This is a genomic window from Spartinivicinus ruber (genome assembly GCF_011009015.1).
GTDB classification, from domain to species: Bacteria; Pseudomonadota; Gammaproteobacteria; order Pseudomonadales; family Zooshikellaceae; genus Spartinivicinus; species Spartinivicinus ruber.
The window spans coordinates 5615524-5641123 of record NZ_CP048878.1; the positions used below are offsets into that span (position 1 = coordinate 5615524).

Genomic DNA, 25600 nt, shown 5'->3' on the forward strand with positions numbered 1-25600 from the left:
TTTAATATTACTGTATTACTATAAACTTTACATTAATACCTAAAAAACATGGCAGCCACAAAATAAATGTAGCATTTTTTCAATAAAATCTACACAAAAAACAAACCTGCAGACAATTGTCTTACAAAAAAACTATCTAAAAAAATTTAGATTTTTGATATAGGTGCGAAAAGTGGTAAGGTTATTAAGAAGGAAGCCCCCTGATTGCTAGATGATGTTTCATCTGATTCCATTACTTTGATAAAACCGCCTAAAGGGCCAACAACTAAATTATGCACTATATGCATACCTAACCCACTACCACCTTCCCCTCTTCGGGTTGTATAAAATGGTTCAAAAATATGTGACCTTATCTCTAAACTAATTCCTTTACCATCATCTTTATATAATAATTCTATATGACTTGCTCCTTTTTTACTAATATCTAATACTATTTTACCCTGTTGTCCTGGATCAAAGCCATGAGTTAACGAGTTCATTATTAAATTGGTAATTATCTGTGCAAATAGGCCAGGGTAACTATCTAACTCAATAGTATCATCACAATTTATTTCTATAATTATATTAGTTTTCTTAAAACTAGGCCTTAAACTATCAAGTATATCTTCTAGATATGACTTTAGTTTAAAAGCTCTACGTTCAGCATTCGTTTGATCAACAGCAACGGTTTTAAAACTACGAATCAAGTGTGAAGCTCTATTGGCATTTTTTAACAACAGTCTCACTGACTCTTGAATTTTATTCAACTCATCATTAAAGGCTTCTTCTGTTAGCTCTTCACTATTATAATCACTAAGAATTTGATTTATTTTTCCATTAATATGGCTTGCTATGGTAACTGCAATGCCTAATGGTGTATTAACTTCATGGGCAATTCCTGCCACCAATTGGCCTAACGCTGCTAGTTTTTCAGTTTGCACTAAATGATCTTGCATACACTGTAATTTATCTAATGCACTTTCTGCTTGCTGCTTTGCTTCCAATATCTTTAGTTCTTGCTCCTTACGCTCTGAAATATCTTTTAAAATAAGGGTATAATAATTTCCTTTATTAAGTGCAGTTTTCGCCAGACTAACTTCCAATAATAGATTTTTGCCGTCTGCACGCTTACCTTCAATTTCCTCATGCATAGCAATTGCCTTTTGCATCAGCAAATTATTTAATTTTTCTGACGAAACTAAATGAGTAACAGGCTTATTAAGTATTTTTTTCATACTAAAACCAAACAATCGTTCAGTTGCTTTATTAATAGACACAACTGTTAAATCAGAGGGTTTAAATGCGATTATAGGATCAGCAACTGTCTGCAATATGGTATTACTTTGTGCTACAGTTTGCTGTAGCTTGTCTAGTACTTGATTATATTTTTCTGCAATAATGCCAACCTCTGAAAATGGGTCAATATTAGCTCTTAATGATAAATCTTCATGCACTGTCTGCTGGTGTAAAAACTCCAAAAAATCGTATAACTCAGTAGGTGCATCATGCTCAGAAATATTTAACCCCATACGTTCAGCCGCAGGTGTCACCCTCAATGGAGTAAACCGACTAATAACATGCAAAGCAAGGTATGCGACACCAAATGCCCATACTCCACAGGCAATGACACCTGTGCATTGAATAATAAATTGCTCCATAAACTGCCAATGAGCCAATGCAGGCTGAAAAGGACTGATTAAGACCAAGCCTATGGTTCCCCAGCAACCAGCCCCCAAATGAACAGCTATAGCATCTACGGCATCATCAATCTGCTTGCGCACGAGTAAGTGACTACACCACATCATTATATAGCCACCAACCAGCCCCATCAAAAAAGCTCCCCAGCTTGATAAAACATTGGCACCTGCAGTAACGGAAACCAAGCCAGCCAAACATCCATTTAGTAATAAAGTAGGGTGTACCTTTGCATTCTTACTTTTCAATAAGCACGATAAAACAGCAATGCCTCCTGCCGTACCACCTAACAATGTATTGGCTACGGAAATGACTGCTTGCTCATTAAAAGCTAAGTTGCTACCACCATTAAAACCAAACCAACCAAACCACAACAATAATGTACCTAACAATGAAATGGCCAGATTATGCGAAGAAAACTGATTCACTTCACCGTTCTTGTTAAAACGCTGCTGTCTTGGCCCAATCACTATTACCGCAGCTAATGCAACCCAACCACCCAGGCTATGAACAACTGTTGAGCCTGCATAATCATAAAATCCCATTGCTGCTAGCCAGCCTTGTTTTTGATCATAGGTATGCCATGCCCAATGACCAAAAATGGGATAAATAATTAATGAAATAATCATGGCAATAATAATAAAACCACGATATCGAAGACGTTCAGCCACGGCGCCAGACATCAAGGTGACAGCAGTAGCGCAAAACATGGCTTGAAAGAAAAAAAATATAATTTCACTGGAATTGCCATACTCATATAATAAATAAGTATCAAGCCCTACCAATCCATAATAGCTATTTCCATACATCAGGCTGTATCCAACCAACCAAAAAGCAGCAACTGAGATTACTAGGTCAGTTGCATTCTTCATAGCAACATTAATGGTATTTTTTGATCGGGTAATACCTGCTTCAAGTGCAGTAAAACCTAGCTGCATAACAAAAATAAGTGCAGCACAAATAATAACCCAGACTTGATCAATAACCGTGAGTTGGGGCATCAGTATAATTATTGAATGAAATAAAGCTTAATCAAAAGTTTCATAAACTTGCCTTGCATCAACAGCAGCTGCCACCTCCATAAAAGCGCTTACTACTATAGGATCAAAATGAGAACCACTTTCATCACTAATTTCAATTAATGCTTTATTAAATGGCCAGGCCGGTTTATAAGGACGTTGAGCCCTTAAAGCATCAAACACATCAGCTACAGCAACAATTCTCGCTGGTAAGGGGATATTGTTGCCTGTTAACCCATCGGGATATCCCTTCCCATCCCAATGTTCGTGATGATAATGGGCAATTTCCTTAGCCATGTTTAATAATCCTACTTCCTGTACAAAGTGGCTGGCATCTTCAAGGGTTTGATAGCCTATTTGCGGATGAGTTTTCATAGTTTCAAACTCTTCAACAGTCAACGGTCTTGGCGCATTTAAAATAGAGTCTGGAATTGCTATTTTTCCAGTATCATGAAGTGTGGCTGCAAGCTCAATCAATTCAATAAAACGATCATCTATTTGCTCTACTTTCATTTCCAGCAATTGTTGAGCAATAGCTTTACTCATTGCCGCCACTCGTTGCACATGTGATCCTAGTTGATGATCTCTACTTTCACATAAAGTAGCCATGGCGTACACGGTAGCTTTTTGATTCCAGTCCATAATAGCAAGCAATCTTTTTATTGCCATTATGTCATCATAACCACGCAATCCTGTTATTGTAGAGGTTAATAATCGTTCCGCAGTTAACTCTGATTTATCTTTGTAGTCATTGATATCGTATTCCAAAACTAATTTTTTTTCTGGTGCCTGACCAGGCTGACCTGTCCTTAGTACAACCCGAATATCTCTCGTCTGATTTGTCTGACGCAACCATTCGACAAACTCTAAGCCTGCATTATCGGACTCCATTACCACATCAACAAAGGCTAAAGCGATATCTGGATTTTCTTCAACTTTGTGCCTGGCTTCTGCTGCCGAATAAGCACTAATAAATGATACTCTACGTTCTTTATACACTAGTCCATTCAGTGCGATTTTAGTGGCTGCATGTACATCTTCTTCATCATCAACTAATAATATTTTCCAAGGTTTAAGCTTGTTTTCATCCTGCTTTTCAATATTACTAGCTTTAAATTTTAACTTTGTTCCCTTTCCCATACTATTACCTCGCTTTTCACCACTCGATTCAGCAAGCTTATCTAAAAGGATGGGCACGCAGTATTTTTAAATATAGTTGGTATTATTTGATAGAAAAACTTATAGTAGCAATCAGAAAATTGAGAAGACAAATAAAAGCAACAATAGCATTTAGCAATTAAAAAAAATTAGATGTAGCAATTAGATTTATAGACAAATATTATCACACAATAACAAGCTTGATATAAACCTCATATACTATCAGGCTTATTTAATTCGAGAGCCTAACTTACACCCCCACCAATTCACATAGATAATATTATAAATTTACCAAAAACCATTATAACTTCGAAATTATTTTTCAGGCCATATCAAATATATTATCGCTGATACTTTTTAGATATTTTTTGTAGTTAAAGCTTTAGCCCCACCTAAATTGGTATATACAAACCCTTTTATCTTACGTCAACCACATTTACAATTATTTTCTTATATAATCATTTAGCAACATCTTACACATAGCCATTTCACCAGCACACTTTATTTATACATACCTTTATTATGACAGTATTACAATTACAATCATATAAATAAAGTAGTTTATTGAGAGAAATTCCTATCCACAAAAATATCATAATCATTACAGCAAACAGATTATTTATCGCAACACAGATTTAAAATTTTACTTCCTCTTCACTTATATCATTTTTTCAGCCATCAGCACAAAACCATTAAAAAGACATTGATTATCCATTAAATTTATTATATTAATTTTCACACAAAGATCATTATATAATAAAAACAACTATAGCCATTAAAACAAAAAATAATTTAACCAACTCTAAATTAGGAGCCCGGTTATGCTAAAGAAGTCTATACCTATAGTTTGTGCACTTGCTATTGGCTACGGAGGCAACTTAACTGCTGAAGTTATTCAATACGCAACCACCTCACCAGAAAATCAAAAATTAATAGACACGCTAAACCAAAAAAATTTACCATATTCTATCACTTTTCTTACTCTAGATGAGTTTAATCAGGCTAATATAGAATCTTTTAAACAACAGGGTGGACTTGCTTTAGTCGATCTATCTAACACCATAAATTCTGCAGATACACTCGCTAATTATTTTGGTACCGGCATAAGCACCAAAATGGCTTTGGTTTACGTTACTCCTGGTTTTTCGGGTGTTAAGTCAAATAAAATAGCCCCCATTACAGAAAACGCTGATGATAAAAAAATTGACCAAATTCTCTTATTAGCTGCCCATTTAACTGGTTCCAATACACAGCAATACTCAACACAATCCAGACAAAAACGCTCATTATCACAGTCTGATCCGGGAATCCTAGCTTATAATGACTATATTGTTTTAGAAGGTGATGGACAGGTTTTTGATATTGCTGTAGAAGTTTTTCATAATACACGTGATCATATCAAAATTGCCCGTTTAGTCACCCAAGGTGTAGGTTATACAAGACAGTTTTATCGTGCTAAAACCAATAATGGTGATGGCTTCACTAAAGGCTTTGCCAAATATCAGTTGAAATTTCCAATCAATTATAATTTTAGTTTTGAGCCTATTTCTGGTGGCAGCCCTATTCGAGTTACCGAGTTTTCACCTGATAACCCAGCCCAAGGGGTAACCATGCATGCCAGCACGGATATTTCCTTTTCTATAAAAGCATCTGCCAATTCAGATGGTCCATCTGGCGATGCAGGATTTGGTATATCATGGAACAAAAGAACCAGTTGGAATACTCAGGATTATACGACTCGTGCCTTTATCAATCCTAGTAACACCCGTAAAGTTAGCTGGGATACCAATCTTCATGTGGTCCGAAGCTATAAATGGTCTGACTACGGTAAATGGCTTGGTATTTACCACTACACTAGCTGTTCAGATGATAACCTAGTTTATGAAAATGAGTGGCCTAAGCCTGCCACAGGTTTTTCACCCAAGTATCAATATGTCGTCCGATTAGATAATACTGACCCCAATAGTGCAAGTTTCAATGGTATTACTACTATTAAAGCAAACTCTAAATTTACTATTGCTGATGAAAAATTTTTAAGGGACTGGTGCTCTTGGCATGGAGACGGTAGCAAACGGATCAACAAAGAGGCAAATGTTAATATTCATATTAATTGGGGAGATAACAGGTTAACTCCGTAACCCCTATATTTTTTCAAAAAATCATTTCTATGTAATCAAAGCCTTCCTTTATAATGGAAGGCTTTTTTATACAATTGAATGGCTTTTAAGGGAAGCAAGCAATAATAGCAAACCCTAAAAATTATTTGATAAGGCTATACTAGCTGTTTTAAACATACTTCGTTTAATATAAATACTTCACAATAAAACAATTATATTTAGCTTGCATGCAAGCTGTTAACTAAGCCTGATCTATCTTAATGGCTTTACTTATAAATAAGTATCGCTATATTAGTAATAAAATTAACCTTTCAATTAAAGACTAATAAAAAATTTATTTTTTTCAAATAGTCTTATCAAACATTTTTCGAAGTACTCAACAAAAAATCGGGATAGTATTTTTTTGCATACACTATTTAGAGAGCCATAATATAAAAATAGACAAAAAAAGAATGGCATATAAAAAGGCAGTTCAATTCTACCCAAGTCATTGAACTACCCTTAAAATTATTATAATGATAACTTAAACAGTATTGTATACTAATCAAGCAACAGACTAGTTAAGCTAGCCTGCTGCTTATCAACTACTTAATTAGCTTTCCTGTTAAAGTAACACCCTTATATTCATCCTTTGGTTGAACCAAAATATGGTAGTAGTGATTTTCCTTCGGTGCTTCAATTAAAATCTGCTCTGTAGTACCATTATTAGTCGATGAATAATGACTTTCAGTAGTAGTAGGCCAACCTTCATTGTTTACGTAAATATCCACGTTGCCCTCACCGCCCGAAGTTGTCAACTTCAACTGTTTTGTACCAGCAGGCACATACATGTAATAGTAGCTAGGTGTTGCTCCCGAGATAGTTTTAGGTTTACAGCTATCTAGTTCATCCTCACGACCACTTGTACTTGACTCACAGTCGTTAGGTGGGTTGGGTGTATTTGTATCAACATCATTACCCAAATTTGCAGTTAATGAAAGCCCAGAATAAGCCTCTACAGCCTCGATCATTAAATGATAATAACCCGCCTCTGGTGCTTGTAAGATAATTTGCTCCGCATTACCAGGCTGTTTTGACATCTGATCGTACTCAGTGGCATTTGGCCAACCTTCTTTTTTTAGATACAGGTTCGCATCGCCACTCCCTCCTGATAGCTTCACAGTTATTTGCTTAGCACAATCTGGTACGTAAACAAAGTAATACCCATTAGCAGCTGCCGACAAATCCTGTTTGCTTTGCCCAAGAATTAGTTCATCACTCCTGTCTGTTGAAGTATTGCCTTTGCAGTTACCATCTGGCTTCGGATCTGGATCCGGAGTTGGATCGGGATCAGGTGTTGGGTTTGGATCAGGGTCGGGTTTAGGATCTGGCTTACCGTCCTTTAACTCGTCCAACCAACGGTGAAACTCCTGATTATAACTATTCCGCATGCCATTTAAGTATTCTTCATAGGCTTTGTATTCACCTTTGCGGAAATGTGATGTCATTTTATATACATCATTGCTGTGCTTTTCATGCATAAACCGAACAGCTAAATATCCCCAATCGTAAATTCGATCAACACCTTTGCTATAGTCATTAGCGAATAGCTCACCTAAATGAAATGCTTTGGTTTTTGCAAGACGAATAGCTTCAGGGTTGACATCTTTTTTAGCAATATACTCGCCTAAACCTTCTATCCACCAAACTGTTGATGATAAAGGATAATCATTAAAGCCTCCTTTCATATCAAAACGACCATCCAGATAGTGAACAAATTCGTGGCGTAAGTTCCATACCTCATTGCCTTGTTCATAAGCAACAAAGCGAGCTTGGTTGTTAGGTTTAGATGGATCTCCTTCTAAATACATGCCCCCATTGTTAGTATCCATATCAAATAATACACCCGCATAAGTGGAGTAATCGTCCTTTGAATTAAATGCGACCACTTCTATATTGTCGTTATTATCGTTTGCAACTGGTGTATAATTAGTATTTAACTTATTATGAAAATAAGTTGATTGTTTTGCTAAGGTTTTACATATTCCTGCTAACTCATTTGCTGACAATTGTTGAGCGCGAATTGAGATAGCATCATTACATTGGTGCTTTATCGATAAAACCCTGTTTTTAACCCTATCTTTAAAACCACAAATATTGTACTCTTGGCAGTTCTGCTTATCAAAATATTCAGCCATCTCCGCTGCTCCCATCCATAGTGCAGCTCCTTTACCGGTTTCACTATATTGACTTAATATTCTCTTAATGCCTTTTTTGGCCTGGTTTTTCAGCGTTCCTTCATACTGCAAAAATCGCCCAAGCTCTCTCACTGAGTTAGCTAATACATATTGGCTATCCGTTCCTAGTAAATCGGCTTGATCCTTAGTAAATCGATCTAATGATGTGACAATTTGCGGAAACTCTTTTACCTTAGCTTTAAACTCATCAAACTGGTGACCACGGAATAGCACTGTAAACACACTATTCATGGATACAACCATATCCCGATATTTGGTATATTGATAATTAAATTTATCCAGCATACGCTGTAAAGTATCTAAATACTTAGCATTTAACTCAGCACTATCCATTAGTGTCACAACTTCACTTAATACTTCACCATGTTCATTAGAAACATTATTGAAGTTGCGATTATTGATAAAAGCATCAATTGCTCTGGCTACTTGCTGTTTTAAGTGACTGGAGTATTTGGCTATATCATCCTGATAACCCCATTGAGTATAGTAACCTGCACGCAAAAATAATACTGTCTGTAAAACCTTATCTTTATTATTACCTTGATAGTTACGAGATAAGTTTTCAACATCACTAGCTACCGAAAGCATTTGCTCTTCACTGAAGATTGCTTTACTTTGACTCAAACTGGCACTGAATAACTGATAAATACAATTACTCGTCACTGATTTTATCTTAGAAACTAATGCGGCACCTCTTAAATTTTGAAATTCATTAATCTTACAGTTAACTAATTCATATCTTTCCATGCTAGCTTTAATTGGGTTTTGACTACCTAAGATTGGAGGCCTTAAACTAGCAGATAAATTTTTTTGATAAGTATTATGCTGATGATGAGTTTGAACATAATTATTTTTCACCGGCGGCGGCAATTCAGCAACAACTGTACAGGATAAAAGTGGTAAAACTCCCACCAGGATATTCTTTTTCATATCACCTCTCTTAACTGCAAATCTTATTCAATATTCAAATCGCAGATAATTAACAATCTTTCCAGAATTATAAAAACTATTTTTAGATCATTTCCCTGTACACTTTTACTCATTATATTTCTGGACACACCGTCGGATACCTAATGATCTGTTGGCGGAATAGATAATTTACTGTTATTTCTAATTGATCAAGTCATCCAAAATCATCTTTTCAAAATTTGGGATTAAATCTATTTTATATTTGAATATATGATGAGAGATGTTATTGATTAATTCTCAAATAGATGAATAATTGTGACCTTTGTAAATACAAACAACCCTTTTAGTTAAAACTAATATTACAAATTCGTAACACTTTTTATTTAGTCAAATAACTATAATTTACATCACAATATTTAATAACAAATACTTAGTAACAAATACTTACTAAGTATCATTATTCCTCATAAGAGAGATATAAAATGACTAAACTTCAGTTAATACTATGATCAGCGAAAGTCGCCACATTACCAGAAGCTCTCTTCAGCCCTGTCCACCAATATGATGAGACCGAGAGTAGCATATAGTTATACTTTTTCAGTAGAGCTGTCGCTATTCATTCTAATATGTGAAAATACCAGGCAAATAGTCACTATATCACCAATAATTAATTTAAGGCAGATCATACAATGATGGCAATGGCAGAAGACACGCTAATTTATTATCAAGACAATTCGGTTGAAGAACTTATTAATATTGTTAAAAATAATATTAAAGAAGGTGATTTATTATTTATTTCAATAAAAAGTCCGCTATATAAACAAGTCGCTAAGACCACCAATAGCTGGGTATCTCATGTAGGTATTGCTCTATTCGAGGATGGTGAGTGGGTCGTTGCTGAAAGCGCTGTTCCATTATCTAGAAAAACGCCATTAAGAAAATATATTAAAAGAACAGTAGGCACTCAATTCTCTTTATGCCGCCTCAATCAGCCAATCAATGAGGAACAACTACAAAAAATAAAATTAGGTATCAATAACCGGCTTGGCATACTTTATCACCTAGGCTTCAATTACAGTTCCCAACTACAGTTTTGTTCTAAGTTTGTTCATGAAGTATTTTATGAAGCTTTGTCAGTACAACTAGGTAAAGTCGAAACATTCAATGAGTTACTATTAAGCAATCCCAATACCAATTTATTATTTTGGCGACTATGGTATTTTGGTAGAATTCCTTGGCACCGTAAAACAGTAACCCCCTATAGTCAGTTAATAGACGAACAACTCCATACAATCGTGCTTTCTGAATAAGCCCCCATAATCATCATGATGAAAAAATAACGATTAAAAATACTAGACTGAATATTTTTCTGGCATATTTTGACTAGCATAGTTATATATGTTGCCAGAAAATCAATATTTACACTCTTTACGTTACTTATGAATCACCATATGTAATATTATTTATTGTACTCCTTCATCTAAATCACTTAAAGCTAAAATAAATATATCTCGATACCCTCCTTCCGGAGAAATTGTTAAAAAGTCAGTTGTATTGTGATAGAGCTGTTGATCGTTAAACAATAAAAGTTGATTAACAGCTAAAGTTTGCTGCCAAATTGGAGCTTCCTCTTTGCTATTAAATAGTTGGGTCTGCTCACCAGCAATCCCTTGCTTGTTTACCACTACAATAGCTACATATAAACGCTCATCTCGATGAATACCTTCTGGAACTGGCTTTCCATGCAGAGAAAGAGATGCATTAATACGGATCTGGTGAACCCATATGACTTTTTCCTCAGCTGATTCTGGTAAATGACTAATAAATAGCTTTAACAATCCTATAAAACTAGAGTGTGTCTTTATTTCAAAGCTTAGTTCCGCAAACTGTCTAGACAAGCCTCCAAATAACTGGTTATTTTTTTCACTTTGAAACACAGCAACTGAAAGTAAAGAACTTAACTGTCCATTTTGATAATAAAATCGACTGAGACGACGCTGCCTATAACCTTCAACTAAATACGGATCTTGTGGCATATCCCCCCAATAGGGGCGTAGGGGGTTTAACTTTTCATTAGTAATAGTCATTAACTTATGAGTGTTACAGCTATAGTCAACTTTTGCATCAAGTTCAGCAACACTATCTAAGTCAAACATATAAGTCCTATAATAACTTGCTTCCATTACTTTAGTAGCCCTTCATCCTTTTGATAAGCTCAATGTATTGTATCCAATCAGCTCTCTTCTACAAAGTGACTACAACACTAACCTATAAGGCTTGCTTACCCTGCTCAACCAGTTGATATGATATAAGAGTACCAATAACACGAGTGTCTTATGAAAAGATCATATATTGGTTATTGGACGAACAGTTGACTTTAATCAATAATTTAAAATACCAATAAAAACTAATAATGAGAGGAGAGCATTTTATAGCAAGAAAATATATATACACTAAAATAAAGCAATTAAATTATTATAAGCAAAATAATTTTTAGCTAATTGCTTTAGCTGCAGCCTGTCTTTAAGCGGCGTCTTTTAACAGTATCGCCTTTTTCAAGTATTTTACAAAAAAATACTAATTAAATTCATTCAATTCAGGGAAGAATGATCATGAATAGTAAACTATTTTTAGGCTTTTTCGCTCTCTCATCTATGCATAGCTATGCCACAATTTCTCCCACTGCCACAGAGTTAATAATTAACCATAAACCATCAAAGCAACTAACCGCAAACCTCCGCCCCCCTCACCAGCAAAATTTAAGCAACAACTCTCCCAGCTACACCAGTGAGTTACTACAGCTTACTAGCTGTAGCATTAGTGATTTCGAAAACCTCCAAGACAGCTATTTGATATACAAAATAAAGTCGGTAAATAATAGTTGCATCAACCAACTATTTTCCTCAAATCTACAGCAAACAAAAAATATTTTTAGTGAGTCACAAATGGTTGCTGTAGCCAAAGAAATGGCCACTCTTGCTGATAATTATAGTGGAGGCAATCAAAATAAAATTCTTGAAGTAATTTTATTCTTAAGAGCTGGCTATTATGCTAACTGGAATTACCAAGACCAGCTTGGCTCGTATTCTAAAGAGTTAAAAAAACAGGTTGCTTACGCACTTGATAGGTTTATCGCCAACACTCATTTTAAAGATGTTAATGAGAACCATGGCGATATTCTAAATGAAGCCATTATTTTAATTGACAGCTCTGAACTTAATGCCAAATACCTTGATACTTTGGCACTTATGCTTTATCGGTTTAATGATAACCACCTCAAATACTGGGGAATGCGTGCTGCAGTTAATAGTATTTTCACTATTTTATTTAGGGGCCATCAGTTTGATGAATTTCAACAAAAAGTTAAAGATAACCCTCGCATGGCAAACACCCTGAGTGATTTCATTAAAACTAATGAAAAACTTCTAGGTACAGATAATGAATTTTTGTTAGTTAATGCCACCAGGGAAATGGCAAGGTTTTTACAATACAACACGAATAGCAAAAAACAAGTACAAACCTATGTAAAACGTATTCTTGATGACTATAGCATGCTTGGCTCTGGCGCATCTTTATGGATTGGCGCAGCCGAAATGGTTAACTACTATGATCAGGCTAACTGTAGCTACTACAATGTTTGTAACTTTAAAGATAAGCTAGCTGCAGCTGTTTTACCGATTCGCTATCAGTGCGACAAGAGTATTGTTATCCGAGCACAGAATATTTCCAACCAAGACCTGGTCATTACTTGCAATAAACTTGACCAACATAAAACTGTATTTCATAACAAGCTCAATACAAACTACAATCCAGTTGCTGATGACTATAACGAAACCCTGGAAGTTATAGCATTTAACACTCGAAAAGATTATCAAACCTATGCTGGAGCCTTATTTGATATCAGCACTGATAATGGTGGCATGTATTTAGAAGGAAACCCTGCTGATCCTAATAACCAGGCTCGCTTTATTGCTTACGAACGGTCTACTCCAGATAAAACCATTATCTGGAATTTAGAGCATGAATATACTCACTACCTGGATGGTCGCTTTAATATGTGGGGTGGCTTCAATGATTTACCGCTGTATTCCACGGTATGGTGGGTAGAAGGCCTTGGAGAATATATGGCTTATGGTGATAACTACCAAGCAGCTTTGGACTTAGCAAAAACTAAGGCCTTTCAGTTAAGTGACTTGTTTTACAACAACTACAACAGTGGTGTTAACCGAATTTATCGCTGGGGTTATTTAGCTGTTCGCTACATGTTTGAAAAGCAGCAAAATACTTTACAACAAATGTTAATGTACTTTAGAAAAGGCGATTACGATAATTATAATAACTATCTGAATCAAATCCGATATAGCTTTAATACTGACTTCTACAACTGGCTTGATAAAATAACAGACACTGATGGCAATAGTAGCTGTAAAGGTAACACATCAACTGATAGGGATGATGAGTTACTTACCTCGAAGCCAAAGACGTTAGCAAGTAGTTATAGTCAGATGTTTTTTATCTATGTACCAGACTGTACTAGCACGTTTTCTTTGAAGTTATCAGGAGGAACAGGTGATGCTGACTTATATCTTAATCACACTGGCTGGCCAGATACAGACAGTTATGATTACGCATCAAAACAAGCTGGTAATGAAGAAGAGATTTTAATTAATAGTCCTAAGCCTGGTTACTACCATATTATGGTAAATCCAGAAAATGCTTATCAACAAGTTAAACTATCAGCTCACTTTGTCGGTAAAGCCACTTATTAATATAATTCTAACTATTTATAAACAAGTTAAGGGAAATAATTATTTCCCTTAACTTGCACATCATGAGTTTTAACATCAGAAATGCCATTCAAACTCAATAGCCACTTCATCAAGATCATAGTCTGATTTAAACTGTACTGAGCCCAATCCTTTGATACAGGTGGCAGCTTTAAACTGGTTTCTGAGTTTAACTTCTCCACATTGGCCAAAACTAAACTCAGTATTTTCTTTCACATACTCTACCGTATCTTCCAATGGATCAAGCATATCTAGGCTATCCAGCCCTTTGGCCAGTGCTCCGGTTAATAAACGCCTGGAAACCTTAGCTGGATTATCCAAGGTTTGATATAAAGCCTTGGCAACACCCTGCTCAGAAATTCTATCTGACTTAAAAAATCGAATATGACTATAAGGACGGTTTTGGTCACTACCAACAAAATAAGAAGTAGAAGGTTCAGCTGAAACTGATGATATAACCAGTAAGCTGCCCCCACAGATCTTTGTAATTAAGTAACCAGATAAAAACTTTTGTCGATTATTATTAGCTGCCATATCCATAGCACTTACGCATACATTTTTTGAGTTAGAGTTATACCTTCCATAGATAACCCTAATGTTTATTAAAAATAAGGTTTGTACATCTTGAACTAAACCTGTTGTAGAAGTGCCTCGTCATCAACAATGAGTTTAGCTCAAGTTTTCAATATCGCATGCCTCAATTTATACAGTAAAAAAATGTCATAATAAAAACAGAAAAGCCAGGCAAATGCCTGGCTTTTCTTTAATTAAACAACACTACAGAAGCTTAATCTTCAGCGTCTTCTTCTAGCTCTGGTTGAGGGCGGTCCACCAACTCAACATAAGCCATAGGCGCTTGGTCACCTTGGCGGTAGCCACACTTTAAAATGCGAATATAACCACCAGGACGCTCAGCAAAGCGAGGCCCAAGTTCACTGAATAACTTACCAACAGTCGCTTTATTTCTTAGACGATCAAACGCTAAACGACGGTTAGCAACACTATCTTCTTTTGCCAAAGTAATTAAAGGCTCAGCTACACGGCGAAGCTCTTTAGCTTTTGGCAAAGTTGTTTTAATTAACTCATGCTCTACTAGCGAACACGTCATGTTGCGAAACATGGCGTGACGATGAGAGCTGGTACGATTTAACTTTCTACCACTCTTACGATGACGCATTGCGAAAATCCTTAACCAAACTTGATGCTTGGTTACTCGTAATCTTTAAGCTGATACTTTATCGTCGTTTTTTAAACTGGCAGGAGGCCAGTTATCTAAACGCATACCTAACGATAAGCCTCTCGAAGCAAGGACATCTTTAATTTCAGTTAAAGATTTCTTACCTAAGTTTGGCGTTTTCAACAACTCAACTTCAGTACGCTGGATCAAGTCACCAATATAGTAGATATTTTCTGCTTTTAAGCAGTTTGCACTACGAACAGTGAGTTCCAAATCATCAACAGGACGCAGTAGAATTGGATCGATTTCATCCTCTTCTTCTTCTGGCTCAGGCTCTTTGTCACCTTCAAGGTCAACAAATACAGCCAGCTGTTGCTGAAGAATGGTTGCAGCTCGACGAATAGCTTCTTCTGGATCTAATGTTCCATCAGTTTCTAAGTCAAGCACTAACTTATCAAGGTCTGTGCGCTGCTCTACCCGAGCACTTTCAACTACATAAGAAACACGGTAAACCGGGCTGTATGTAGCATCTAATTGCAAACGACCGATTGAGCGACTTTCGTCTTCATCGCCCATACGCATATCAACAGGCTCATAACCACGACCACGAGCAACTTTGAGCTTCATATTAAGCTCACCTGCATCACTCAGGTGGGCAATGACATGGTCTGGGTTAACGATTTCAACATCGTGATCAAGCTGGATATCACCGGCAGTGACAGCTCCAGCTCCCTTTTTCGATAAAGAAAGAATCACTTCATCGCGACCATGCATTTTTACAGCTAGGCCTTTTAGGTTCAGCAGGATCTCAATCACATCCTCCTGGACACCTTCGATCGCACTGTACTCGTGTAATACACCCTCGATTTCCGCTTCAACAACCGCGCAACCAGGCATTGAAGAAAGCAAGATTCGACGAAGCGCATTACCCAAAGTATGTCCAAAGCCACGCTCTAATGGCTCCAGAGTTACTTTTGCGCGGGTAGCGCTGATTTCTTGTACGTCTATATGACGTGGTGTGAGAAATTCAGATACTGAACTCTGCATGGATGTAATACCCTACTTAACCCTGATGCCTATCCTTTACTTGGAGTACAGCTCAACAATCAAGTTTTCGTTGATGTCTGCTGATAATTCACTCCGTTCAGGCTGAGCTTTGAACACACCTTCTTTTTTCTTGGTGTCCACCTCAACCCACTCAACCAAACCACGCTGAGCTGCTAATTCAAGTGCGGCATTAATTCGCAACTGGTTTTTCGATTTTTCACGAATAGCAATAACGTCACCTGGCTTTACTTGGTAAGAAGGAATATTTACCGGCTTACCATTTACCAGAATAGCTTTATGACTAACCAGCTGTCTCGCTTCAGCACGGGTAGAACCGAAGCCCATCCGATATACGACATTATCTAAGCGAGACTCAAGCATCTGCAGCAGGTTTACGCCTGTGGCGCCTTTGCGGCGGTCAGCTTCTTTATAGTAGTTGCGGAACTGTTTTTCCAGCAAACCATACATTCTGCGTACTTTTTGCTTTTCCCGTAACTGTAAACCATAGTCTGAAAGACGACCGCGGCGCTGACCGTGTTGACCAGGAGCTGATTCAGCTCTGCACTTTGAGTCGTGAGGACGTACGCCACTCTTCAGAAATAAGTCGGTACCTTCACGACGAGACAGTTTACACTTAGGACCTAAATATCTAGCCATTTACTGTCTCCCCATTAAACACGACGTTTCTTAGGTGGACGACAACCGTTGTGTGGAATCGGTGTCACGTCTACGATGTTAGTGATCTTGTAGCCACATGCATTTAATGCACGAACGGCAGACTCACGTCCTGGTCCTGGGCCTTTGACACACACATCTAAATTCTTCAGACCGTATTCAGAGGCTGCATTACCAGCTCTTTCTGCTGCAACCTGAGCAGCGAAAGGTGTGCTTTTACGAGAACCACGGAAGCCGGAACCACCTGCAGTTGCCCAAGCTAATGCATTGCCTTGACGATCGGTAATTGTCACGATTGTATTGTTAAAAGACGCATGGATGTGAGCAATGCCATCCACCACGGTCTTTTTCACTTTTTTACGTGAACGAGTACCTGGCTTTGCCATATTAGAACTTTCCTGTAATTGCGACTGCTACAGATTAAAATTCTGTTTGCAGCGATTATTTACGAATTGGCTTGCGTGGACCTTTACGGGTACGAGCGTTAGTTTTAGAACGCTGTCCACGTACTGGTAAACTACGACGGTGGCGTAAACCACGGTAGCAGCCTAAATCCATCAAGCGCTTAATATTCATGCTTACTTCGCGGCGTAAGTCACCTTCTGTTGTATATTTGGCAACTTCACTACGCAGCTGATCAACCTGCTCTTCAGATAGATCTTTAACTTTTGCCTCTGGATTAATGCCAGTTGCTGCACAGATCTTCTGAGCGGTTGGTTTTCCTACACCAAAAATATAGGTGAGGGAGATAACAGCATGTTTGTTATCTGGAATATTGACGCCAGCTATACGGGCCATTCAATTAACTCCATCCTCGAACGAGCACTTAATTATGCTCAACCTTAAAATACACCATTAGCGAAAGGCGCAATAGCATACTGATTACTGATCAATAAATCAACCGCCTGACTAGACTAGCTAGCCAGGCGGTTGTTATCAGTAAAACTGTATCCTTAGCCTTGACGCTGTTTATGGCGTGGTTCGGCACTGCAAATCACTCGCACAGAGCCATTTCGGCGAATGACTTTACAGTTACGACAGATTTTCTTTACAGAAGCTCTTACTTTCATAACTGTCTCCAAATCAATCGGCAGGGAGGTAATAATAGTTAATTCGCTTATTAACGAATTAAACCACCACTTCCATAGCCCTTAAGATTAGATTTTTTCATCAATGACTCATATTGGTGTGACATTAAATGCGATTGCACTTGTGACATGAAATCCATCACTACCACAACTACGATCAAGAGCGAAGTACCACCTAAATAGAAGGGAATATTCCACGCAACATTTAAGAACTGAGGCAGTAAACATACCGCCGCCATATAAATCGCACCAACCATGGTCAAACGTGTGAGCACGCCATCAATATACTTGGCTGAATGTTCTCCAGGACGGATCCCTGGAATATAGGCGCCTGACTTTTTCAAATTATCTGCAACTTCTTTCGGATTAAAGACAAGAGCCGTATAGAAGAAACAGAAGAAGATGATGCCCGCTGCAAATAAAATTAAATTCAGCGGTTGGCCAGGACCTATTGCTTGCGCAAAATCATTCAGCCAACTAAACGCCCAGCTTTCTTCACCTTGCTGGCCTGGAGTACCAAACCATTGAGCAATCGATGCTGGGAAAAGCAAGATACTGCTAGCAAAGATAGCAGGTATTACACCCGCCATGTTCACTTTCAAAGGCAAATGACTTGATTGTGCAGCAAATACTTTTCTACCCTGCTGGCGTTTTGCATAATTCACCGTAATTCTACGCTGACCACGCTCAATAAACACCACAAATGCAATAACGGAAATTGCAATGATTGCAACTGCTAAAATTTTCAGCACAGCTCTTGCGTCTCGCTCACTAGAAGACTCAAAAAGCTGCCCTATCGCACTCGGTAATCCAGCTACAATCCCAGCAAATATTAAAATGGAAATACCATTACCAATCCCCCGCTCAGTCACTTGCTCTCCTAACCACATTAGGAATACAGCACCTGTAACGAAGGTGGTAACCGCCACAAAATAAAAGCTTGGACCTGTATCGTAAGCGATGCCCTGGTTAGCCAAACTAACCGTAATACCAAAGCCTTGTACCAAAGCCAGTAACACCGTGCCATAGCGCGTATACTGACTTATTTTACGTCGGCCGGCTTCGCCTTCTTTTTTCAATTGCTCAAGTTGAGGACTAACAACAGTCATCAACTGCATTATGATGGAAGCTGAAATATACGGCATGATGCCTAGAGCCAATACTGACATTCGCTCTAGTGCACCACCCGAAAACATATTAAAAAGGCCAAGGATTGTTCCCTGATTTTGGTCGAATAAATTCGCCAGCGCATCAGGATTAATTCCTGGAACAGGAATATGTGCACCGATGCGATAAACGATGATCGCCAAAAACACAAAGCGAAGCCGAGACCAAAGCTCGGTCAGCCCACTTTGATTACCTACGGGTAATGATCCTTTCTTAGCCATTTATTCCTCGACTTTACCACCAGCAGCTTCAATTGCAGCACGAGCGCCTTTAGTGGCAGTAATACCTTTTAAGGTAACAGCCTTAGATAGCTCGCCTGAAAGAATGACTTTAGCACGTTGAATGCTGGCATTGATAATATTCGCCTCACGAAGTGCTTGTAAATCAATAATTTCACTATTGACCTTAGCTAACTCACTTAAGCGAATTTCTGCAGTAACCCGGGCAAGACGAGAGGTAAAGCCATATTTAGGAAGACGACGCTGTAATGGCTGTTGACCGCCTTCAAATCCTGGCTTAACAGACCCACCTGAGCGAGATTTCTGACCTTTATGACCACGGCCACCAGTTTTACCGATGCCGCTACCAATCCCACGTCCAACCCGCTTACCTGCTGGACGGCTACCCGGAGCAGAACCAAGAGAATTCAAACGCATGGTTATTCTCCTTCCACTTTAACCAGATAGGATACTTTATTAATCATGCCGCGTACTGAAGGGGTATCTTCCACTTCAACAGTGTGGCCGATGCGCTTTAAGCCTAAGCCTGATACACAGGCTTTGTGGCTGGCAAGACGGCCGCTACTGCTACGGACAAGCGTTACTTTGATTCGTTTCGCTGCTGCCATTGTCTTATCCCAGAATATCTTCTACCGACTTGCCACGCTTAGTCGCTACATCTTCAGGTGAACGCATTTCTTTCAAGCCTTTAAAGGTAGCCTGAACAACGTTCACAGGATTAGTAGAGCCATAGCATTTAGCCAATACGTTTTGTACGCCAGTTACTTCCAATACTGCACGCATCGCACCACCGGCAATTACACCAGTACCTTCAGAGGCTGGCTGCATAAATACTTTGGAAGCACCGTGACGTGCTTTAACTGGATACTGGAGAGTAGTTCCATTCAGGTCGACCTGAATCATGTTACGGCGAGCAGCTTCCATTGCTTTTTGAATAGCAATTGGCACTTCACGCGCTTTACCACGACCAAAGCCTACTTTACCTTTACCATCACCAACAACTGTCAGCGCAGTAAAGCCAAAGATTCGACCACCTTTAACAACTTTCGCAACACGGTTAACTTGAACTAACTTTTCAATGTAACCTTCGTCGCTCTTACGTTCATTATTTGCCATAGTGCAGTACCTTTAGAACTCTAAGCCACCTTCGCGTGCAGCATCAGCTAATGCTTTAACGCGACCATGGTATTGGAAACCAGAGCGATCGAACGCTACACTTGTAACGCCAGCAGCTTTAGCACGCTCAGCAATCAACGCACCTACTTTTTTAGCCGCTTCAACGTTGCCTGTTTTGTCATCACGCAACTGCTTATCGAGCGTTGAGGCACTTGCCAATACTTGACTGCCATCCGCCGCAATAACCTGAGCGTAGATGTGACGAGGTGTACGATGTACACACAAACGGGTTTTACCGAGCTCGCGAATTTTCGAACGAGTGCTGCGGGCACGGCGTAACCGAGAATCTCTTTTAATAGACATATCAGTGCCCTACCTTACTTTTTCTTAGCTTCTTTACGACGAACATGCTCATCCGCGTAACGAATTCCCTTACCTTTATAAGGCTCGGGTGGACGGAAGTCGCGAATTTCTGCCGCTACCTGCCCTACCAACTGCTTATCGATACCTTTAATAACGATTTCAGTTTGGCTTGGGGTTTCTGCAGAAATTCCCTCAGGTAACTCATAATCAACTGGATGAGAGAAGCCTAAGGTAAGGTTGATACTTTTACCTTTAGCCTGTGCCCTATAACCAACACCAATCAGCTGTAGCTTTTTCTCAAAGCCACTGTTAACGCCATTTACCATGTTGTTAACTAAAGCACGAGTGGTACCAGCCATCGCACGAGACTGTTTTGCACCATCTTTAGCAGCAAAAGTTAGAACATTCTCTTCCTGAGCGACTTCAACACATGAAGCCAATCCCATAGAAAGGCTACCTTTGCTACCTTTTATAGTGATTTGATCACCAGCCAGGTTAACTTCTACACCATTAGGAAGTTCAATAGGGCTTTTTGCAACACGAGACATATCAAACCCTCCTAGAATACAGTGCAGAGAATTTCACCACCAACCCCTGCAGCGCGAGCTGCGCGGTCAGTCATGACGCCTTTGTTAGTAGAAACGATTGCGATCCCTAGACCACCATTCACTTTTGGCAGCTCTTCTTTACCTGCATAAGCACGTAAGCCAGGACGGCTAACACGTTTCAACTCTTCGATAACAGGCTTGCCTTGGAAGTACTTTAAGCCAATATTTAAAACTGGCTTGGCATCACCTTCTACCTGATAAGTTTCAATATAACCTTCTTCTTTCAGTACATTGGCAACAGCCACTTTGACCTTAGAAGAAGGCATGCTGACAGAAGTTTTTTCTGCCATTTGGGCATTACGGATGCGAGTTAGCATATCAGCTAACGGGTCCTGCATACTCATTTCTAAATTCTCCTCAGAATTTTAGCTACCAGCTCGCTTTCACTAAGCCAGGAATATCTCCACGCATCGCTGCTTCACGTAATTTAATCCGGCTTAAGCCAAATTTACGATAGTAGCCATGAGGACGACCTGTTACACGACAACGGTTGTGCAATCGGCTTGGGCTAGCATCACGAGGAAGCTTTTGAAAAGCCACTTGGGCTTCCCACTTTTCTTCTTCAGATGCATTAATGTCAGCTAAAATTGCTTTAAGCTTAGCGCGCTTTTCAGCGAATTTTTGAACTGTCTTCTGGCGCTTTAATTCGCGCTGTTTCATTCCTATTTTTGCCATAACCCTACCCTAACTCTTAAAAGGGAAATTGAACGCTTTTAATAAAGCGCGCCCTTCTTCGTCAGTTTTAGCAGTGGTGGTAAGCGTAATATCCAACCCACGAAGCACATCGATTTTATCGTAATCGATTTCAGGGAAGATAATTTGCTCTTTCACACCCATGCTGTAATTACCACGACCATCAAATGATTTTGGATTTAAACCACGGAAGTCGCGGACACGGGGTAGTGCCATTGATACCAAGCGATCCAAGAACTCATACATCCGATCACGGCGCAGAGTTACTTTTACACCGATTGGCCAGCCTTGACGAATTTTAAAGCCAGCAACTGACTTACGAGCACGGGTTACGATTGGCTTTTGACCAGCGATTTTTTCCAGGTCAGCCAACGCATTTTGGATTACTTTTTTATCACCAACTGCCTCACCAACACCCATATTTAAGGTGATTTTGGTAATGCTTGGCACTTCATTAATATTGCTGTACCCAAGCTCTTCTTTAAGCTTGGGGGCAATTTCATTGCGGTATGTTTCTAACAAATTTGCCATGATCGTTACCTGCTAGCCTTATGCATCGACCGGCTTACCGGTAGACTTGAAGATACGCTTTTTCTCTTTACCAGCGCCTTCAAAGCCAACGCGATCAGCTTTTTTAGTTTCAGCATTGTAAATTGCAACATTAGAAGCCTGAATAGGTGCTTCTTTTTCTACAATACCACCAGGCTTACCCAGCATAGGATTAGGCTTAACATGGCGTTTAACCATGTTGATACCTGAAATAATAAAACGGCCGTCTTGTTGTACTTTTACAACCTTGCCCGTTTTACCTTTATCTTTGCCGGTAATAACGATGACTTCGTCACCACGTTTAATTTTTTGCATTCTCCAGCCCTCTCTCTATAGCACTTCAGGTGCCAAAGAAATAATTTTCATAAACTGCTCTGAACGCAGCTCACGAGTAACAGGGCCGAAAATACGGGTGCCAATCGGCTGATTCTGGTTGTTTAGCAATACCGCAGCATTGCCATCAAAACGAATCACTGATCCATCCTGACGACGAACACCTTTTCTCGTACGAACAACAACCGCATTCATGACTTGGCCTTTTTTGACCTTGCCACGCGGAATAGCTTCTTTAACTGTTACTTTAATAATATCGCCAACACTAGCGTAGCGACGGTGTGAGCCGCCTAATACCTTTATACACATCACTCGACGCGCACCGCTGTTATCAGCAACGTCAAGCACGGTTTCAGTCTGAATCATCTTTTTTCTCCCACCTCAACTAGGTTTTACCTTGAGGTCAAGAACTACCGTTAAACTTGTGTAGCTCGTTCATCAATAGAAACCAGCTCAAAGGTTTTGCTCTTTGATAATGGTCTAGTTTCCTTGATGGTTACCCAATCACCAATCTGGCATTCGTTGCGTTCATCATGCGCATGCAACTTAGTGGAGCGTTTCACATACTTACCGTATATAGGGTGCTTTACCTTGCGCTCTAGCAATACAGTAACGGTTTTATCCATTTTGTTACTGATTACTCGGCCGCTTAGTGTCCGCACTTGCTTATCTGTGTCTGCCATCTTACTTACCTGCTCTTTCATTCAGCACAGTTTTAACACGGGCAATGTCACGGCGGACTTGTTTGAGCAAATGAGTCTGCCCTAATTGTCCAGTCGCTTTTTGCATCCGATAGTTGAACTGGTCGTGTAACAGCGCTAATAGCTGTTCGTTCAGCTCTTCGACGGATTTTTCACGTAATTCAGTTGCTTTCATTACATCACCGTCCGTTTCACGAAAGTTGTTTCTACAGGTAGCTTAGCTGCCGCAAGCGCAAATGCTTCGCGTGCTAATTCTTCAGAAACACCTTCCATTTCGTAGAGCACACGACCTGGCTGAATCTGGCAAACCCAGTATTCAACGCTACCTTTACCTTTACCTTGACGAACTTCCAAGGGTTTTTGGGTGATTGGTTTGTCTGGGAAAATACGGATCCAGATTTTACCACCACGCTTGATATGACGAGTCATTGCACGACGTGCTGCCTCAATTTGGCGAGCAGTGATACGGCCACGACCAGTCGATTTTAAAGCATATTCACCGAAACTGACTTTAGAGCCACGAATCGCTAGACCGCGATTACGGCCCTTCATTTGCTTACGAAACTTCGTACGCTTTGGTTGTAACATTTGCGTACTCCTTACTTAGCCGCTTTCTTCTTGCTGGCTGGCTTTTTGGCTGGTTTTTCGTCTTCACGAATACCACCAATCACCTCGCCTTTGAAGATCCAAACTTTAACACCCAAGATGCCGTATGTTGTCAGGGCTTCATAGTGGGCATAATCGATATCAGCACGCAGAGTGTGTAGAGGTACACGACCTTCGCGGTACCATTCAGTACGTGCGATTTCTGCACCACCTAAACGGCCACTGATTTGGATTTTGATCCCCTTAGCACCTAAACGCATCGCATTTTGTACCGCACGTTTCATTGCACGACGGAACATTACACGGCGCTCTAGCTGATTACACACACTCTGTGCAACTAGCATGGCATCTAGCTCTGGCTTGCGAATTTCTTCGATATTGATGTGAACTGGCACACCCATTTTTGCAGAAATATCGCGACGTAGTTTTTCAACGTCCTCGCCTTTTTTACCAATCACAATTCCTGGACGGGCAGTGTGAATAGTAATTTTGGCGTTCTGAGCAGGGCGCTGGATTTCTACGCGACTAACAGAAGCATTTTTCAGTTTATCTTGAATATACTTACGAACTTGTAAGTCGGTAATTAGCTTGTCAGCGTATTCCCGTCCTTCTGCAAACCATACAGAAGTGTGGTCTTTTACGATGCCAAGGCGAATACCCGTTGGATGTACTTTCTGGCCCATCTGATCGTCTCCTATTTCTCAGCAACCTTGACCGTAATATGGCAAGATCGCTTCAAAATGCGATCAGCACGGCCTTTAGCACGAGGACGAATTCTTTTCAGGGTTCTACCTTCGTCAACGAAGACTGTAGAAACCCTTAATTCGTCGATATCAGCACCTTCATTGTGCTCAGCATTGGCAATAGCTGATTCCAATACTTTTTTAACCAATACAGCAGCTTTTTTGTTGCTGAAGGTTAAAATATTCAGTGCTTCATCTACCGCTTTTCCGCGAATCTGGTCGGCAACCAAGCGCGCTTTTTGGGCAGATATGTTAGCGCCTTTATGACTAGCGGCTACTTCCATTGTCATTTCCCCTTACTTACGCTTGGCTTTCTTGTCTGCTGCGTGACCACGATAAGTACGTGTTGCAGCAAACTCGCCCAATTTATGACCAACCATGTCTTCAGTAACAAAGACAGGTACATGCTGACGCCCGTTATGAACCGCAATTGTTAAACCAACCATTTGCGGAAGAATCATAGAGCGGCGCGACCAAGTTTTAATGGGACGCTTATCGCTTTTTTCAACAGCGTCCTCAACCTTCTTCAGTAAGTGAAGGTCTATAAATGGACCTTTTTTAAGTGAACGTGGCACTGTCGTTTCCTCTATATCC

The 25600-nt window shown here is 39.4% G+C and carries 31 protein-coding genes; 3 read left to right on the top strand and 28 right to left on the bottom strand.

Going from position 1 to position 25600, the window contains the following annotated elements; all coding sequences use genetic code 11:
* Window positions 1-146: 146 nt before the first annotated feature.
* Window positions 147-2675 carry an ammonium transporter gene (gene amt, locus G4Y78_RS25300; RefSeq protein WP_163835660.1) on the bottom strand — a complete coding sequence of 843 codons (2529 nt, stop codon included), beginning with the start codon at window positions 2673-2675 and terminating at the stop codon, window positions 147-149.
* 27 nt (window positions 2676-2702) lie between these two features.
* Entirely contained in the window at window positions 2703-3833 is a 1131-nt protein-coding gene (locus G4Y78_RS25305; RefSeq protein WP_163835662.1) for an HD-GYP domain-containing protein, read from the bottom strand.
* A gap of 839 nt (window positions 3834-4672) precedes the next feature.
* On the opposite strand from G4Y78_RS25305, the gene G4Y78_RS25310 reads away from it, so the two are divergent.
* Entirely contained in the window at window positions 4673-5989 is a 1317-nt protein-coding gene (locus tag G4Y78_RS25310) for a hypothetical protein (protein ID WP_163835664.1), read from the top strand.
* Window positions 5990-6552: 563 nt separating this feature from the next.
* Here G4Y78_RS25310 and G4Y78_RS25315 read toward each other — a convergent pair.
* Window positions 6553-9135 carry a M9 family metallopeptidase gene (locus G4Y78_RS25315; RefSeq protein WP_163835665.1) on the bottom strand — a complete coding sequence of 861 codons (2583 nt, stop codon included), beginning with the start codon at window positions 9133-9135 and terminating at the stop codon, window positions 6553-6555.
* A gap of 668 nt (window positions 9136-9803) precedes the next feature.
* Between G4Y78_RS25315 and G4Y78_RS25320 the strand changes: the two genes are divergently transcribed.
* Entirely contained in the window at window positions 9804-10424 is a 621-nt protein-coding gene (locus G4Y78_RS25320) for a YiiX/YebB-like N1pC/P60 family cysteine hydrolase (protein ID WP_230425646.1), read from the top strand.
* 153 nt (window positions 10425-10577) lie between these two features.
* Here G4Y78_RS25320 and G4Y78_RS25325 read toward each other — a convergent pair whose 3' ends face one another.
* Entirely contained in the window at window positions 10578-11270 is a 693-nt protein-coding gene (locus G4Y78_RS25325; RefSeq protein ID WP_163835667.1) for a 2OG-Fe dioxygenase family protein, read from the bottom strand.
* Window positions 11271-11726: 456 nt separating this feature from the next.
* On the opposite strand from G4Y78_RS25325, the gene G4Y78_RS25330 reads away from it, so the two are divergent.
* Entirely contained in the window at window positions 11727-13883 is a 2157-nt protein-coding gene (locus G4Y78_RS25330) for a M9 family metallopeptidase (protein WP_163835669.1), read from the top strand.
* 75 nt (window positions 13884-13958) lie between these two features.
* Here the strand turns inward: G4Y78_RS25330 and G4Y78_RS25335 are convergent, their stop codons facing one another.
* From G4Y78_RS25335 to rpsS, 24 genes are all read right to left on the bottom strand, one after another.
* On the bottom strand, window positions 13959-14435 hold the full coding sequence (locus G4Y78_RS25335; protein ID WP_163835670.1) for a hypothetical protein: 477 nt from the start codon (window positions 14433-14435) through the stop codon (window positions 13959-13961).
* Between the two features lie 253 nt (window positions 14436-14688).
* Complete coding sequence (gene rplQ / locus G4Y78_RS25340; protein WP_163835672.1) at window positions 14689-15078, bottom strand: 50S ribosomal protein L17; 390 nt, start codon at window positions 15076-15078, stop codon at window positions 14689-14691.
* Window positions 15079-15123: 45 nt separating this feature from the next.
* Window positions 15124-16125 carry a DNA-directed RNA polymerase subunit alpha gene (locus G4Y78_RS25345; protein ID WP_163835674.1) on the bottom strand — a complete coding sequence of 334 codons (1002 nt, stop codon included), beginning with the start codon at window positions 16123-16125 and terminating at the stop codon, window positions 15124-15126.
* Between the two features lie 36 nt (window positions 16126-16161).
* Window positions 16162-16782, bottom strand: a complete 621-nt coding sequence (rpsD, locus tag G4Y78_RS25350; protein WP_163835681.1) for a 30S ribosomal protein S4 — start codon at window positions 16780-16782, stop codon at window positions 16162-16164.
* Window positions 16783-16796: 14 nt separating this feature from the next.
* Window positions 16797-17186 carry a 30S ribosomal protein S11 gene (gene rpsK / locus G4Y78_RS25355; RefSeq protein ID WP_163835682.1) on the bottom strand — a complete coding sequence of 130 codons (390 nt, stop codon included), beginning with the start codon at window positions 17184-17186 and terminating at the stop codon, window positions 16797-16799.
* Between the two features lie 55 nt (window positions 17187-17241).
* Window positions 17242-17598, bottom strand: a complete 357-nt coding sequence (rpsM, locus tag G4Y78_RS25360) for a 30S ribosomal protein S13 (RefSeq protein WP_163835684.1) — start codon at window positions 17596-17598, stop codon at window positions 17242-17244.
* A 155-nt stretch (window positions 17599-17753) separates the two neighbouring features.
* On the bottom strand, window positions 17754-17870 hold the full coding sequence (rpmJ, locus tag G4Y78_RS25365) for a 50S ribosomal protein L36 (RefSeq protein ID WP_163835686.1): 117 nt from the start codon (window positions 17868-17870) through the stop codon (window positions 17754-17756).
* A 50-nt stretch (window positions 17871-17920) separates the two neighbouring features.
* Window positions 17921-19276, bottom strand: a complete 1356-nt coding sequence (gene secY / locus G4Y78_RS25370) for a preprotein translocase subunit SecY (RefSeq protein WP_163835688.1) — start codon at window positions 19274-19276, stop codon at window positions 17921-17923.
* Window positions 19277-19711: a 50S ribosomal protein L15 gene (rplO, locus tag G4Y78_RS25375; RefSeq protein WP_163835690.1), complete on the bottom strand. Its 435-nt coding sequence runs from the start codon at window positions 19709-19711 to the stop codon at window positions 19277-19279.
* Window positions 19712-19713: 2 nt separating this feature from the next.
* A complete protein-coding gene (gene rpmD, locus G4Y78_RS25380; protein ID WP_163835692.1) occupies window positions 19714-19902 on the bottom strand; it encodes a 50S ribosomal protein L30 in 189 nt (62 codons plus the stop codon).
* A gap of 4 nt (window positions 19903-19906) precedes the next feature.
* Entirely contained in the window at window positions 19907-20410 is a 504-nt protein-coding gene (rpsE, locus tag G4Y78_RS25385) for a 30S ribosomal protein S5 (RefSeq protein ID WP_163835694.1), read from the bottom strand.
* Between the two features lie 12 nt (window positions 20411-20422).
* On the bottom strand, window positions 20423-20773 hold the full coding sequence (rplR, locus tag G4Y78_RS25390) for a 50S ribosomal protein L18 (protein WP_163835696.1): 351 nt from the start codon (window positions 20771-20773) through the stop codon (window positions 20423-20425).
* A gap of 14 nt (window positions 20774-20787) precedes the next feature.
* The gene (gene rplF, locus G4Y78_RS25395) at window positions 20788-21321 is read right to left on the bottom strand and encodes a 50S ribosomal protein L6 (protein WP_163835697.1); all 534 of its coding nucleotides are present in this window, start codon (window positions 21319-21321) and stop codon (window positions 20788-20790) included.
* An 11-nt stretch (window positions 21322-21332) separates the two neighbouring features.
* The gene (gene rpsH / locus G4Y78_RS25400) at window positions 21333-21725 is read right to left on the bottom strand and encodes a 30S ribosomal protein S8 (RefSeq protein ID WP_163835699.1); all 393 of its coding nucleotides are present in this window, start codon (window positions 21723-21725) and stop codon (window positions 21333-21335) included.
* A 25-nt stretch (window positions 21726-21750) separates the two neighbouring features.
* Window positions 21751-22056: a 30S ribosomal protein S14 gene (gene rpsN / locus G4Y78_RS25405; RefSeq protein ID WP_163835701.1), complete on the bottom strand. Its 306-nt coding sequence runs from the start codon at window positions 22054-22056 to the stop codon at window positions 21751-21753.
* Between the two features lie 9 nt (window positions 22057-22065).
* Window positions 22066-22605: a 50S ribosomal protein L5 gene (gene rplE / locus G4Y78_RS25410; RefSeq protein WP_163835703.1), complete on the bottom strand. Its 540-nt coding sequence runs from the start codon at window positions 22603-22605 to the stop codon at window positions 22066-22068.
* Window positions 22606-22623: 18 nt separating this feature from the next.
* On the bottom strand, window positions 22624-22938 hold the full coding sequence (gene rplX / locus G4Y78_RS25415) for a 50S ribosomal protein L24 (protein ID WP_163835704.1): 315 nt from the start codon (window positions 22936-22938) through the stop codon (window positions 22624-22626).
* 15 nt (window positions 22939-22953) lie between these two features.
* Window positions 22954-23322 (bottom strand): 50S ribosomal protein L14, encoded by a 369-nt coding sequence (rplN, locus tag G4Y78_RS25420; RefSeq protein WP_163835706.1) that lies wholly within the window; start codon window positions 23320-23322, stop codon window positions 22954-22956.
* Window positions 23323-23372: 50 nt separating this feature from the next.
* On the bottom strand, window positions 23373-23639 hold the full coding sequence (rpsQ, locus tag G4Y78_RS25425) for a 30S ribosomal protein S17 (RefSeq protein ID WP_163835708.1): 267 nt from the start codon (window positions 23637-23639) through the stop codon (window positions 23373-23375).
* Between the two features lies 1 nt (window position 23640).
* Window positions 23641-23832, bottom strand: coding sequence for a 50S ribosomal protein L29 (gene rpmC, locus G4Y78_RS25430; RefSeq protein ID WP_163835711.1), 192 nt, complete (start codon window positions 23830-23832; stop codon window positions 23641-23643).
* Entirely contained in the window at window positions 23832-24245 is a 414-nt protein-coding gene (gene rplP / locus G4Y78_RS25435) for a 50S ribosomal protein L16 (RefSeq protein ID WP_163835712.1), read from the bottom strand. The genes rpmC and rplP overlap by 1 nt, the downstream gene beginning before the upstream one ends.
* A gap of 11 nt (window positions 24246-24256) precedes the next feature.
* Window positions 24257-24946: a 30S ribosomal protein S3 gene (gene rpsC / locus G4Y78_RS25440; protein ID WP_163835714.1), complete on the bottom strand. Its 690-nt coding sequence runs from the start codon at window positions 24944-24946 to the stop codon at window positions 24257-24259.
* A gap of 11 nt (window positions 24947-24957) precedes the next feature.
* Window positions 24958-25296, bottom strand: a complete 339-nt coding sequence (gene rplV / locus G4Y78_RS25445) for a 50S ribosomal protein L22 (protein WP_456242950.1) — start codon at window positions 25294-25296, stop codon at window positions 24958-24960.
* Between the two features lie 6 nt (window positions 25297-25302).
* A complete protein-coding gene (gene rpsS, locus G4Y78_RS25450) occupies window positions 25303-25581 on the bottom strand; it encodes a 30S ribosomal protein S19 (protein WP_163835715.1) in 279 nt (92 codons plus the stop codon).
* Between the last annotated feature and the right edge of the window lie 19 nt (window positions 25582-25600).